Raw genomic sequence first — 14,009 nt, forward strand, 5'->3', positions numbered from 1 at the left:
TTAGTTTTTTTCGATTTTCCGATTTCTCTTCTTCTGCAATCTTTACTTTACTAAAATCCGAATCAATATTAGTAAATCCTTGTGATGTATGGTTCAATTTGTAGCCAAAGAAAGCTGCGAATTCGATTGCTTTAATGTTTACAGGTTTTAGGTCCTTAATAAAATAGATGTATTCCCAAGTTTCATCATTATCGTTTGTTTTCTAAATTTTTCTAGCCACATCTGGGTTATGAGTCTTAGCAAAAATTGTCCCGAAAAACTTAAATTCCCCTTTAGAATACGCTAAAATCCCGTCACCCTCTTTTAACTTTTCCCATCTATCAACATTTGAAGAACCAGGAGTTGCTCCCCACATACATACATTCTCATGTAATTCATTATCTTTAAGTTTAGTTACTGTATCGGCATCTAAATCTGCTAAACATGTAGAAATAGGATATGTTTTTTCAATAGTAGCTTCCAAATTTTTTATAGCACTATCTTTACTTGCAGTAAAAAGATATAACATATTTAATTCCACCTTTTTTAAATTTCATTATATTTCTTTTTAGAGTCTCGAGATTTCTCTACTGGATATTTTTTATTATTTTTTCTATTTTGTTTATAATAATCTCTTCTAAGTCAATATCCAATTGATCTGCCAACTCATCTTTCATGTCTTCTTTTTTTGTTTCTACAGCTTCCTCACTGCTTTTCCACTGAAAATTCTCCAACAACTCACTCGCCTCTAAAGAAAGAGAAATAGCTAAATCTTTAGGATTGTGGAACTGCTTCCAGTTCCTATCATCCCGAAATTTTAGGACTTTCTCTAAAATAGTTTGATTCATTTTTTGAATCCCCCAGTTACTTTTCATTGGTAAACTCTTCTATTTATCAGGTAAACTATCATAAAAACGTTCAATGGCCGCTACTAAAACTAAAACTAAATCTTCTAAATGAGCAGTTTTAGGGTTGTTTATTTTTAAAAACATCAAAAATGCCAAATCCCTTATATCATAAAGGATTTGGCATTTTTAAGTATCTAGAACACTCGCTAAGTTTAAGGAGAACTTAACAGACATGTGTCCGGCATAATGTCATGTCCACACCCAAGGATCGGTTACATAAAATAACGTATCTAACATGGGAAGTCTATTGGTCTTTTCCCCTTATAGTAACACTCTCTTCTACTAAGACCTTTTCTTTCTAGGACCTACAATTAATTTAATCGCTGTTCTTTCTTCATTATTGATAGAAATCTCTTGAAATGCTGGTACGAAGGCTAAGTCAATACCACTTGGAGCGACGAACCCTCTTGCAATCGCAATTGCTTTAATCGCTTGATTTATAGCTCCAGCCCCAATCGCTTGAATTTCCACATTACCACTTGTTCTTAGTACACCCGCTATTGCACCCGCGACTGAATTTGGGCTTGATTTTGAAGATACCTTTAATATATTTTCCATGTAAGTTGCTCCCTCTATTATTTAATCTCTCTTTCGTTACAATTTTAAATATTTTAGCGTATCTTTAATTACTATTCACACCAAAAACAAACGATGCTTCATATGTACATTATTCTATATTTTCTGACTTCTTCCTGCTCAGCTACGCAAATAAAAAAATAAACTGAATAACCTAATATACATACAGTTAAATGCCATAACTTCACCAAATGATAACATCCATACAGCGAAAGATAATATTGCTGTTTGTCAGATGAAATTAATATAGTAAAGTGAAACTTTAATGAGTGGGGGTTTTGTTCATCCCCACCTAACTTCTTTGCTTTCGCTGAATTTTGAGATGGGAGTCTTACTGCTCGGAAAATAGCGGGATAAACGTTTCCTCGTTACTTCAATCTATTTAGAAATTCCATTTATTTTTCTATCAAATTATGAACCTTATCATCTTCAAAAGGTGTTACAGGTAATACCCAAATACTACATTTCATCATTTGACCACTTTATATTCCACATCTATCTCCTTTTATAGTACAAGCATACACGCCAATTGTGATTCACCTTCATAAACTACTATGTGGTTTAAATTTATTAAGAATAGGAGGTAATATATTGGGTTCATACTATCATTCTTCAAACTCGTATAAAAAATGTTCATGTGACCATTCACATAAACGCAGCTGTCCTGCATACGGAACTTTTTGGCAAACTGAATTTATAACTGTTCCTTTTGGCGATCCTTTTCCATTTAATCACGTTGGACCTTTAGCAGGAGGCGTTTCCTTACTAAATCCTACTACTATACACTTTAGACAATTTGGTGATTATAGAGTTTCGTTCATTTCCAGTATTAATACTACTTTAAATCCTGTATTTCCACATATCCCAGTCATAACTATATTTTTAAATAACAATCCACTTGCTAATAGTCAAGGTGACTTCGCTATTCAAATGAATACTTCATCAAATAACGAATGTCTTCAACTCGTTGGCGAAACGATTGTTACAGTGCCTGCTAATTCAACTCTTCAACTTAGAAATAATAGTGGTTTTAATCGTCAAAGTATTGTAACTTGTGACAATGGTATAAATTCAGTTGAATTAACAGTTACAAAACTAAGTTAATATTATTTCTTTACATTCAGATGCTATTTCAGCACCTTTTTTTATTGAATAACAGTTTTCTTCGACTTTTATTATCTTTCATCACGCAAAAAAAGTGCAGAATTCTTTCTAACACAAGATTTCTGCACTTTTTTATTATACTTATTTATTCTTCCTTATTTCTCTACATAAACCGACTTAACAATCGTACGATTATATGATTTTCCTTCTTTATTCATCCCTTTTATATCCATCGTAACGTTATATACTCCCGGTTGTTTTATATCTTTCAAAGCACCTGTAAATGTATTCGTATTAACATTTTGTAATTCATTAAATTCAGAGACTAACTTACCTTCTTTATTAACGACTCTTACTGTTATGGAAAGATCCCCTTTCATTTCAGGTGCTACAGGTGATTTTTTCAGTTTATACTCAGGTTTATTTACTTTAACTTTTGTAGGCATTTGAAGAACAAATGGCGCGCCATCCTTGTAATCGCTTACAACTAAATATGCATCTTTCGACTGCTTCGCCATCATTTTGATTTTCCATTCGCCTACTTCCAATTTATCAAACTTAAATGTTCTAATTGTCGCCCCATTAAAGAAAGATTCGCCTTCACTAGTAGTTATAGCGCTATCTTTATTTGCATAGATTTTTCCTTTTGGAGATACCATTTGTACTTCAACATCAGAAGAAGCAGTTAGTACAGAAACTATTCCTTCAGCCTTTTTATCAACAGAAATACTTTGCTCTATCCACTGATTTTGTGGTAATTCGCCTCCTAAAATATTTTGATTTGAAGTTGTATTTAATTGTTCTAGATTTTCATTTGAACTAGTGCTGGATGCTACTAAAGCTGGTAATCCCACATTTGTCGTACGTAAATATGGTTCAATTCGTGCAAAAACAGCTGATCCTTTTCTTATATTGTCATGATCAAATCTGGAATCTGTAAATAAATGTGTACCGTACGATAGCTTGGCACTCCATTCATTTACTAGTCCATCATTTGAACCGTACGATGATAAATATAACCCACCCATAGATAATGCAGAAAATGTTGGCCCCCAGCTAGTTCCAGTAGCCGTATAGTAACGGTTTAATTTAGCTGCTGGGTTGTTATCTATTATTGAACGAAACTTTGCCATTTCACCTATTTGTAACGAGTACGTACCATCATCTTTTTGACCTAATATAGAAGCAAGCCACCCTGCCCACCAACTATATGACAAATCTGCTAAATTTGAGCCGTGATGCGGTGTAGCAAGTGTAATAACATTTCCAACAAATCGATTCGCACCATATTCAACTAATGCAGCTTGTGTATCAATTCCACCTTTACTATGCGCTACAATATTAACTTTCTTACCGAAATGATTATATATTTCTTCAAGTTTTTGTGCCAACAATTTTCCGTTATCCCACTGACTAGCCGAACCTTTCCCCGCTGCATCATACAATTGTATAAACACTGTTTGATAGCCTGCTTTTAAAGCATAATCATACATATCATTTATATCATGATATACTGTCTTTCCATACCAACTATCAGCATTACCATTTCTTCCTTGTACAAAGAGAATTGGCGGTTTATTCTCATCATAATTAGCAGGTTTTTGGCCTAAAAACCATTCTCCAGGTGTGAATACTTCTGTATCAGGAAACCCCTTTCCAAGCTCTTTTACAACTTCTGCCTGTACATTTGTGCTAATCGTTGGAGCCATGATAAAAAATACAATTAGTAAGGCCACGCATCTTCTCATCAGTCGCATATTACTCCCCCTATTTTTTTGAAAGAAGGTTTTCTTTATAATATTTTATATTTTCCCTTCCTTAATAATAGCTAATCTTTTATTTTAAAAAGATGTTAGCCCTATTTTTAGAAGGTTACTAGTTGTATACCCTCTTCCTTAACTCTCGTTATTCTCTTTGTTTCTACCTCTTCCTTTTGATAGAATACGACAAAAAGTTTCTCAATAATTGTTAACTTAGCTACATCCAGATATTTTTAAATCAATATTGTTTATATAAAGCATACAAATCTTGAAAAAATTTTAGTGAAAAACATTTTATTACTAGTTAGTTATTTAAAAATATAATAAAGATATGTACTTTCTTTCATTAAATACAAACTAATTTTAAAGGAGCTTATATTATAAGACTTTCCTACGATTAAAAATTAAACTGAAATTTCAGAATAGAAAATCACATTTCCAGAAACATATATTATGATAATTTCGCACTTGAATTAACTTTTAGAAGTACTAACCTATCGGTGAGCAGAAGAAAATTCTGTAAAAAGAAAGGAGAATACTTTATGATGACCAATTTACAAAAGGAGTTTTTAAACGCTTAAAAATTCCTGCAAAAGAAATAACATTTGATGATTTAGATGAAATTCTCTTAAAAATGGGAATGATTCTCCCTATGAAAATCTTGATATTATGGCTGGTACTATTAAAAATATCTCAAAAGATAACTTAATAGAAAAGTTACTTATTCAAAAACGAGGTGGACTTTGTTATGAATTAAACTCCTTATTGTATTATTTTTTAATTGATTGTGGGTTTCAAGTATACAAAGTAGCCGGTACTGTTTATGATCTGTACGATAATAAATGGAAACCCGATGATGGTCATGTCATTATCATATTAAGTCATGAGGATAAAGATTATGTTGTGGATGCAGGTTTTGCATCTCATCTCCCTTTACATCCAGTCCCTTTTAACGGAGAAGTCATCTCCTCTCAAACAGGAGAATATCGAATTCGTAAGCGAAATACTCGAAAAGGTACGCATATTTTAGAAATGAGAAAAGGAGCTAACGGGGAATCTACAAGTTTCTTACAATCTGAACCTTCAAACGAATGGAAAATAGGCTATGCTTTCACTATAGATCCAATAGATGAGAAAAAAGTGAATAACATTCAAAAAGTGATTGTAGAGCATAAAGAATCTCCTTTTAATAAAGGGGCTATCACTTGTAAATTAACTACTTATGGTCACATATCATTAACAAATAAAAATTATACAGAAACCTTTAAAGGCACTAAAAATAAACGACCAATAGAATCTAAAGATTATGCTCGCATTCTTCGTGAATCTTTTGGAATAACGCAAGAGAAATATGTAGGAAAACACTAGAAAGAGGTTAGTTGACTACAAGTATTCATAATAAAGCAGATTCTATATTTAGAATCTGCTTTATTTTATACTTTGTTATAAATTAATTTAATTTTGTTGTTATCCTTTAATTTTCAATTATATATTCATCATCATATTTATCGTATTGTAACCCTTCCCCTATCTTTGATTCTGTAACTTGATCTCTTAAAAACGGTGCAGCATCCATTTTGCTAGTTGCAATTTCAATTCCATATTTTTTCGTTAAATAAGCTAACTCTAGTAAAAACCACTCTCTTCGCAATGTAACTGGAATATCAAATGTTTTTCTTTTCATATATAATAGCACCTCTTTTATTTTCATAACTTAAAAACATCACTGGATGCACTTATTAAAACTACCTTTCACCGCTAACATCCAATGAAACATTATAGTATATGCATGTCCATTTCAAACGTGCTATCACAAATATGATATTCAAGTTTACATAATTATATTATGTAATAGTAAAAAAGGAAGGCATGTCCCTTCCCCTTCTACTATAGAGATTTAAATTAAGAACATCTTGGTACACCTAAAGCTAAAAATAAACCTGCTACTCCCGCAGTAATCGGTACTTTTAACGTAATAACATCGTCTACCTTCGTTACTAAAAAGTAAGCATTACCTTCTTGTAATATACAAGTTACCAACAATTGAAATTCCATTCAAATCTCCTCCTTTCAATCGATATACTATAATTTATGAAATCTCTTTCAAAACGTAATAGGAAATATATCTATTTTTCCTTATATACAAAATAAATGTTTATAAGTCTAGTAAAAATATTAACTTTCTAAATTTATATAAAACGTGTAATATCCAATAAGTTCCTATATAATCAATAAGAAGAATCTTACAAATGGAGGTATGAAAATGACGATTTTAAGTAATATTGGTGCAGCTTTATTTTTATTGCTTTTATTCTTTTAATCTTATGTATTATTTCATTCTTTAAGAAAAATGGAAAAGCAAAACAATATGGACGTCCTACCGTTATTCTTTTTATGATTTCTATTATATTAATAACGGCCGGTACAACAAAATCGGAACACCCCGTCGTCGAGTTTTTTTCTACTTTAAGTTTCATTCTATTTATATTCTTCCTTGTTCTAGCAATCTTATCTGTTATTAAGAAAACAGGTGTAGCGAAAAAACAATTTATTATTACAGCCGTATTATTTGTCATTTTTGTTGCGCTATCAGGTATTTCAGATCCTTCTTCTGAAAAAACGACAGCAACTAGTACAAAAGTTGCTTCTAACAATGAAGAACAGAAAGATAGCGAAAAGAAAAAAGAGGCGGACGAAAAAACTCAAAAGCAAGAAGATGAGAAGCGTCTAGCCGATGAACAAGCTCGTAAGCAAGAGGATGAAAAACGTCAGGCTGATGAACAAGCCCGTAAACAACAAGAAGAGCAAAAACGTCTAGCCGATGAACAAGCTCGTAAACAACAAGAAGAGCAAAAACGCCTAGCTGATGAGCAAGCTCGTAAGCAACAAGAAGAGCAAAAACGCCTAGCTGATGAGCAAGCTCGTAAGCAACAAGAAGAGCAAAAACGTCAGGCTGATGAACAAGCTCGTAAGCAACAAGAAGAGCAAAAAGCACAGCAAGCTCAAACACAACCTGCTTCAGGAAATACTAGTAGTGCATATTACAAAAATTGTGCCGCAGTTAGAGCTGCCGGGAAAGCTCCTCTATATAAAGGACAACCAGGTTATGACTCACATCTTGATCGTGATGGCGATGGAGTTGCATGTGAAAAATAGTAGTAAAAAAGAAGCTTCTAGTAAGCTTCTTTTTTATTATCAGAAACTATTATGACGAATTCCCTCTCCCTCTTCCTTTTATAAAACTCATTTGATTATCCTTAAAATTGACACATTATAAGTGATTTCAATCACCACATTGTTTTTCATTTATTGCTATTCTTAATTTAGATATTACATTCAAACTTTATGGAGGCATTCATATGGAACATACATTTACTGAAACTTCTATTGTCGGTGAGATTGTTACACAATTTCCAAAAGCTAGTAATCTTTTTAAATCATATAGAATAGACTTTTGTTGTGGTGGTAATAAACCACTTATTGATGCAATTCATGAAAGAAATTTATCAGCAACAGAAGTACTTACAGAATTAAATACGCTTTATCATAATACGAAACGATTAAATGAATCTGAAATTGATTGGAAAAATGCTTCTTATCGTGAATTGATTGATTATGTTATAAATAAGCATCATCGCTATTTAAATGAAGAATTACCACAGTTAAGTCCGTATGTGACGAAAGTATTACGCGTCCACGGAGCAAGTCAGCCTCACTTAGCTCAAATTCATAAGCTATTTCACGAATTAAAGATGGAATTAGAACAGCATTTAATTAAAGAAGAAACAGAAGATTTCCCATTAATTTTAGAATTTGAACAAAATCCAATTGACGAAAACTATGTGAAATTACGTAAAATAGTAGATGAGTTGGAAAATGAACATAACCACGCAGGCAACATTATTAAAGAACTTCGTAAAGTTACAAATGACTTTACTCCTCCAGAAGGAGCTTGCGGTACTTATCGACTTGTTTACCAACGTCTTGAAGCGCTAGAGTCTGATTTATTTGAGCACATTCATTTAGAAAATAATATTTTATTTCCACGTGCCATTACGAGAGCATAAATAAAGAGCAGGACATGAGTATACATACTTATGTCCTGCTCTTTCATTTGGTAAAGACTATACACATCCCTCTCAAATAAATCCGAATTTTAACAATTTGTGAATCATTATAAAAATGTGATAAACATCACATCTCTTCCTTTTTTGATTTTCTATAATAAAAACATAATCCTTTGTTCAACATTTCACAGAAAAAGGGGAAACGAAAATGAAAAAACGTTTAGTTATGATCGGAAATGGTATGGCTGGCATACGCTGTATGGAAGAAATATTAAAACATGATAGTGATTCATATGAGATTACTATTTTTGGAGATGAACCTCATCCAAACTACAACCGTATTATGCTCTCTCATGTTTTACAAGGCAAAACAAATATGCAAGATATCATTATGAATGAATACAGTTGGTATGAAGAAAACGAAATAACTTTGTATACAAATGAAAAAGTTCAAAGTATTAACCGAGAAGAAAAAATTATTATTACAGAAAAGAATCGTACTCTTACATATGACAAACTCATTATCGCAACAGGTTCTAGTGCTTTTATTTTGCCTGTAGAAGGTTCCACTCTCCCTGGTGTAACAGGATTTCGAACAATTGAAGATACACAATTTATGATTGATACCGCTAATGAAAAGAAAAAGGCTGTTGTCATTGGTGGTGGGTTACTTGGTTTAGAAGCCGCAAGAGGTCTTATTGACTTAGGGATGGACGTACATGTTGTTCATTTAATGCCAAACTTAATGGAGCAACAACTAGATACGAAAGCAGCTTCTCTTCTGCGCGAAGATTTAGAAGCGCAAGGCATGAAATTTCTAATGGAAAAGAAAACTGTAAAAATTCTTGGTACAGACCATGTTGAGGGCATTCAATTTGAAGATGGTGAAGTTGTAGATTGTGATTTAATCGTAATGGCTGCCGGAATACGCCCAAATACGCAAATAGCAAAAGATGCCGGTTTAATTGTAAATCGCGGTATTGTAGTCAATGACTATATGCTAACAAATGATGAGTCCATTTATGCAGTTGGAGAATGTGCAGAGCATGACGGTATCGCATATGGACTTGTTGCTCCTCTTTATGAACAAGGTGCGATACTAGCAAAACATATAACAAATTTACAAACTGATGGATATTCGGGCAGTATCGTCGGTACGCAATTAAAAGTTGCAGGTTGTGATTTATTCTCTGCTGGTCAAATTTATGAAGATGATCAAACGAAAGCAATATCAATCTTTGATGAATGTAAACGTTCCTATAAAAAAGTATTAATTCGTGATAATAAAGTCGTCGGTATCGTTTTATATGGTGACACAGCTGACGGTACACGTCTCTTTAGCATGTTAAAGAAGGAAGAAGATATACAAGAATATACACCAGCTTCCCTTCTTCACAAAGCTGGTGAAGAAAGTGAATTTGACGTTGCTACAATGAGTGCGGATGACACGATTTGTGGATGTAATGGTGTTACGAAAGGTTCAATCGTTCACGCCATTTTAGAACAAGAGTTAACGACTTTTGAAGAAGTTAAAGGCTGTACGAAAGCCGCAGGTTCTTGTGGTAAATGTCGTCCACTTGTGGAACAAGTTTTATCTCATACACTTGGAGATGCTTTTGATGCCTCAGCGCAATCTGCCGGTATGTGTGGATGTACACCTTTATCCCGTGATGAAGTCGTAGCAGCCATTCACGAGAAAGGCTTAAAATCTCCAAAAGAAGTACGAAATGTTCTTGGTTTTGCACATGAAGACGGCTGTTCGAAATGCCGCCCTGCTTTAAACTACTATTTACGTATGGCGATTCCAGAAGAATATGAAGATGATAAATCGTCCCGTTTCGTTAATGAAAGAATGAATGGTAACATCCAGCACGATGGTACATTCTCTGTTATTCCACGTATGTACGGAGGCGTTACAACAGCTGATGATTTAATGAAAATTGCTGAAGTTGCGAAGAAGTATGATGTTCCACTTGTGAAAATTACCGGTGCAAGCCGAATTGGCTTATACGGTGTCAAGAAACAAGATTTACCTAACGTATGGGCTGACTTAAATATGACTTCTGGATATGCATATTCAAAATCGCTTCGTAATGTAAAATCATGTGTTGGTTCTCGCTTCTGCCGTTTCGGTACGAAAGATTCATTAGGACTTGGTATGCTCCTTGAACAATCATTAGAAATGGTAGATACACCTCATAAAATGAAGATGGGTGTAACGGGCTGTCCGCGTAACTGTGCGGAAGTACTGACGAAAGATTTTGGCGTTGTTTGTGTCGAAAATGGATACCAACTTTATATTGGCGGAAATGGTGGTACAGAAGTACGTGAAGCTGATTTTGTAATGATTGTCCCTACTGAAGATGATGTCCTTCGCATCGCTGCAGCTTACATGCAATATTATCGTGAAACTGGTATTTACGGAGAGCGTACCGCCTACTGGACAGAACGTTTAGGCTTCGATCACATAAAAGAAATACTACAAGATGCAAGTATGGTTACTACGTTAAATGAACGTTTCCAAACAGCTCGTAGAACATATACGGAAGCATGGGGACAAGCACTAGAAACGAAATCATTAAAAGCGATGTATGAAGTAGAAACTGTGAAATAAGGAGCTGTGATCTAAATGATACACACGAAAGAAAAAATAAAAGTTATGCGTGCGGAAGATCTTGCTATTCAAATCGGTAAAGAAGTGCAAATGAAAGGTATGTCTATCGCCCTATTCCGCCTTTCAAATGGCGATATTCGAGCTGTAGAAAATCGTTGTCCTCATAAAAACGGACCGTTAGCAGAAGGGATTGTGTCTGGAGAATTCGTCTTTTGTCCACTGCATGATTGGAAAATCTCACTACTAACAGGTGAAGTTCAAAAACCTGATGACGGCTGTATTCAAACATACGAAGTAGAAGTTATTGACGGTGACATTTATTTATACATGTAATTTTCGAAAGGAAGCCTCCTCTGGCTTCCTTTTAAATAAAAATTGATGAGGTGCAATTATGAACGGATATGTATATTTAGTTGGTGCAGGACCAGGTGATGAAGGGCTTATTACAAAAAAAGCGATAGAGTGTTTAAAACGTGCAGATATTGTTTTATATGACCGTTTACTAAACCCTTTCTTTCTTAGCTATACAAAACAAACATGTGAACTTATGTATTGCGGAAAAATGCCAAAGAATCATATTATGCGACAAGAAATAATTAACGCACACCTTCTTCAATTTGCGAAAGAGGGCAAAATTGTTGTCCGATTAAAAGGCGGAGATCCATCTATTTTTGGCCGTGTTGGTGAAGAAGCAGAAACTTTAGCAGCAGCAAATATTCCATATGAAATTGTACCAGGCATTACATCTAGCATCGCCGCTAGTAGCTATGCAGGTATTCCCCTCACCCACCGTGACTACAGTAATAGTGTCACTTTATTAACCGGACATGCAAAAGGTCCCTTAACCGATCATGGAAAATATAATTCATCTCACAATAGCGACACGATGGCCTACTACATGGGTATAAAAAACTTACCTACAATTTGTGAAAACTTACTACAAGCAGGAAAAAAAGAAGATACGCCAGTAGCAGTCATTGAATGGGGTACAACTGGTAAACAGCGCGTTGTCACAGGGACACTGTCTACCATTGTTTCTATTGTCAAAAACGAAAATATTTCTAATCCTTCTATGACAATTGTTGGTGATGTTGTTACTTTGCGGAATCAAATCTCTTGGAAAGAACGTAAACCATTGCACGGCAAGAAAGTTTTATTTGCAGCTGCAACAAATAAAAAAAGCGCAATAAAGCAAAAGTTACAAGAGTCCGGTGCAGAAATATATCAAATTCCAACTTTCAAAAAGAAAGAATACACAGTAACCTCTGAACAAATCAATAAGATTTTTAACGTTGATCGTCTTGTATTTTGTTCCGCTGACAGTGTAGACATCTTAATGCAATCATGCAGTAAATATCATAAAGATATTCGTTCCTTACAGGCAGAACTTCAGTATATGAACCTTTCTATTCAAGAAAAGCTCATGCAATATGGATTGTTCAGTAAACCTGCGCAATTTTCTTCGAATTCAACGATTTATTTAGGACGAAACATTAACCGAATTGCTGTTATTCAAGAAAAAATTGGTGCTGGTTCCTATATGATGACTCATGAGTACACAATTGATCATCGCTTCGATGAAATTCATTCACGTATTCTTTCTGAATTCTCATGGGATAGCATTGTATTTGAAGGTCGTGCTTCTATTGATACGTTTCTAGCAGAAATAAAACGCCTTGGCTTTATCAATATTCTTACTCTCCCATTCTCGTATACCGACGTTCCAACTTTACACTATGCAAATAAAGTTGGGTTTCATAACGTAGATCATCAATTACAAGAAACTCTTATGAAGAAAGACATGGTGAGACAATGAAAGGAATTGTATATGTTGGACATGGAAGCCGGCTACAAGAAGGTAATGAACAATTCATTCAATTTATTCAATCTGTTATGAAAGAGCGAAACGAAAGAATTCAAAAAATAGCTTTTCTAGAACTAACGACACCTACTATTTCGGATGCAGTTACAGAAACGATAATAGAGGGAGTAACTGAAATAATGATTGTACCTGTTTTATTATTTGCAGCAGCTCACTATAAACGTGATATTCCTTTTGAAATAGAACAACTACAAAAGAAATATCCACAAATAACATTTTCAGTTGTACCTCCTTTTAGTACACATCCACATATGGTGGAACTTGTAGTGAAAAGAATACGTGAAGCTATGCCAATGCAAGGTAGTAGTATTTTACTCGTAGGGCGAGGCAGTAGTGATCCACAACCGATACATGAATTACAACAAATCGGAGCAGCTGTCGAACGAAAACTTGGTATGCCAGTATCCTGTTCCTTTTTAACGAAAGGAACTCCCTCTTTTGCTGCTGAGCTCAAGGCTATAACATCGACTGCGTCCCATGTATATGTCATGCCGTACCTTCTCTTTACCGGATTATTACTTCAAAAAATTAAATTGCATACAAAAAAATATAATCATGTTACGCCCTGTAACTGTCTTCAGTTTGATACATATATGAAACTAACATTATTAGAACGAATGGAGGAATGCATATATGTATAACATGTACCCTCTTATGTTTAATCTACAAAATAAAGTTGTCATTATCATTGGTGGAGGTAAAATTGCATATCGAAAAGCGTCTGGATTAAAAGATACAGGCGCTTTCGTCACTGTTGTCAGCCCAGAAATTTGCGAGGAAATGAAGGAACTTTCTTATATTACTTGGAAGCAAAAAACTTTTAGTAATGATGATATTAAAGATGCTCATCTAATTTATGCAGCTACAAATCAACATGCTGTAAATATGATGGTCAAACAGGCCGCTCATGAGTTCCAGTGGGTTAACGTTGTAAGTGATGGTACAGCATCATCGTTTCACACACCTGGCGTCATACGAAATGATGAATATGTTGTCACTATTTCGACTTCAGGTATGGACCCATCGTTTACGAAGCGTATGAAACAGGAATTAACTTCTGTCCTTCCTAAACTTATAAAAAGACTTTCTCGTACTCATAAAATGTAATCTATCACTTAG

The 14,009-nt window shown here is 34.2% G+C and carries 13 protein-coding genes and 2 pseudogenes; 9 read left to right on the forward strand and 6 right to left on the reverse strand.

Features of this window, described 5'->3' with window-relative positions; all coding sequences use genetic code 11:
* Positions 1–202: 202 nt before the first annotated feature.
* From IQ781_RS04920 to IQ781_RS04930, 3 genes are all read right to left on the reverse strand, one after another.
* Positions 203–508, reverse strand: a complete 306-nt coding sequence (locus IQ781_RS04920; protein ID WP_000966109.1) for a hypothetical protein — start codon at positions 506–508, stop codon at positions 203–205.
* Between the two features lie 58 nt (positions 509–566).
* Positions 567–854, reverse strand: coding sequence for a nucleoside triphosphate pyrophosphohydrolase family protein (locus IQ781_RS04925; protein ID WP_002025705.1), 288 nt, complete (start codon positions 852–854; stop codon positions 567–569).
* Between the two features lie 315 nt (positions 855–1,169).
* Positions 1,170–1,445: a stage V sporulation protein S gene (locus tag IQ781_RS04930; protein ID WP_000427801.1), complete on the reverse strand. Its 276-nt coding sequence runs from the start codon at positions 1,443–1,445 to the stop codon at positions 1,170–1,172.
* Between the two features lie 609 nt (positions 1,446–2,054).
* On the opposite strand from IQ781_RS04930, the gene IQ781_RS04935 reads away from it, so the two are divergent.
* Positions 2,055–2,567 (forward strand): hypothetical protein, encoded by a 513-nt coding sequence (locus tag IQ781_RS04935; protein ID WP_000536148.1) that lies wholly within the window; start codon positions 2,055–2,057, stop codon positions 2,565–2,567.
* Between the two features lie 155 nt (positions 2,568–2,722).
* On the opposite strand, the gene IQ781_RS04940 is transcribed toward IQ781_RS04935, so the two are convergent.
* Positions 2,723–4,324, reverse strand: coding sequence for an esterase/lipase family protein (locus IQ781_RS04940; protein WP_001238704.1), 1,602 nt, complete (start codon positions 4,322–4,324; stop codon positions 2,723–2,725).
* A gap of 545 nt (positions 4,325–4,869) precedes the next feature.
* Here IQ781_RS04940 and IQ781_RS04945 point away from each other — a divergent pair.
* Positions 4,870–5,706 (forward strand): annotated as a pseudogene (locus tag IQ781_RS04945) (arylamine N-acetyltransferase family protein).
* Between the two features lie 95 nt (positions 5,707–5,801).
* On the opposite strand, the gene IQ781_RS04950 reads toward IQ781_RS04945, so the two are convergent.
* Both IQ781_RS04950 and exsG read right to left on the reverse strand, forming a co-directional pair.
* On the reverse strand, positions 5,802–6,011 hold the full coding sequence (locus tag IQ781_RS04950; protein ID WP_000824196.1) for a hypothetical protein: 210 nt from the start codon (positions 6,009–6,011) through the stop codon (positions 5,802–5,804).
* A gap of 218 nt (positions 6,012–6,229) precedes the next feature.
* Positions 6,230–6,382, reverse strand: a complete 153-nt coding sequence (gene exsG, locus IQ781_RS04955) for an exosporium protein ExsG (protein WP_000395679.1) — start codon at positions 6,380–6,382, stop codon at positions 6,230–6,232.
* Between the two features lie 208 nt (positions 6,383–6,590).
* Between exsG and IQ781_RS04960 the strand changes: the two are divergent.
* From IQ781_RS04960 to IQ781_RS04990, 7 genes and pseudogenes are all read left to right on the forward strand, one after another.
* Positions 6,591–7,483: pseudogene (locus tag IQ781_RS04960) on the forward strand (excalibur calcium-binding domain-containing protein).
* Between the two features lie 203 nt (positions 7,484–7,686).
* A complete protein-coding gene (gene ric, locus IQ781_RS04965; protein ID WP_000401371.1) occupies positions 7,687–8,394 on the forward strand; it encodes an iron-sulfur cluster repair di-iron protein in 708 nt (235 codons plus the stop codon).
* A 208-nt stretch (positions 8,395–8,602) separates the two neighbouring features.
* Entirely contained in the window at positions 8,603–11,008 is a 2,406-nt protein-coding gene (gene nirB / locus IQ781_RS04970; RefSeq protein ID WP_074047483.1) for an NADPH-nitrite reductase large subunit, read from the forward strand.
* Between the two features lie 15 nt (positions 11,009–11,023).
* Entirely contained in the window at positions 11,024–11,341 is a 318-nt protein-coding gene (gene nirD / locus IQ781_RS04975) for a nitrite reductase small subunit NirD (protein ID WP_000581982.1), read from the forward strand.
* 58 nt (positions 11,342–11,399) lie between these two features.
* A complete protein-coding gene (locus IQ781_RS04980) occupies positions 11,400–12,824 on the forward strand; it encodes a uroporphyrin-III C-methyltransferase (RefSeq protein WP_139846911.1) in 1,425 nt (474 codons plus the stop codon).
* Positions 12,821–13,531 (forward strand): sirohydrochlorin chelatase, encoded by a 711-nt coding sequence (locus tag IQ781_RS04985; RefSeq protein WP_000676471.1) that lies wholly within the window; start codon positions 12,821–12,823, stop codon positions 13,529–13,531. Before IQ781_RS04980 ends, IQ781_RS04985 begins: the two co-directional genes overlap by 4 nt.
* Positions 13,524–13,997 (forward strand): precorrin-2 dehydrogenase, encoded by a 474-nt coding sequence (locus IQ781_RS04990; RefSeq protein WP_000282587.1) that lies wholly within the window; start codon positions 13,524–13,526, stop codon positions 13,995–13,997. Before IQ781_RS04985 ends, IQ781_RS04990 begins: the two co-directional genes overlap by 8 nt.
* Positions 13,998–14,009: the final 12 nt, after the last annotated feature.

This window comes from Bacillus sp. N447-1 (assembly GCF_022701035.1).
Taxonomy (GTDB): Bacteria; Bacillota; Bacilli; order Bacillales; family Bacillaceae_G; genus Bacillus_A; species Bacillus_A cereus.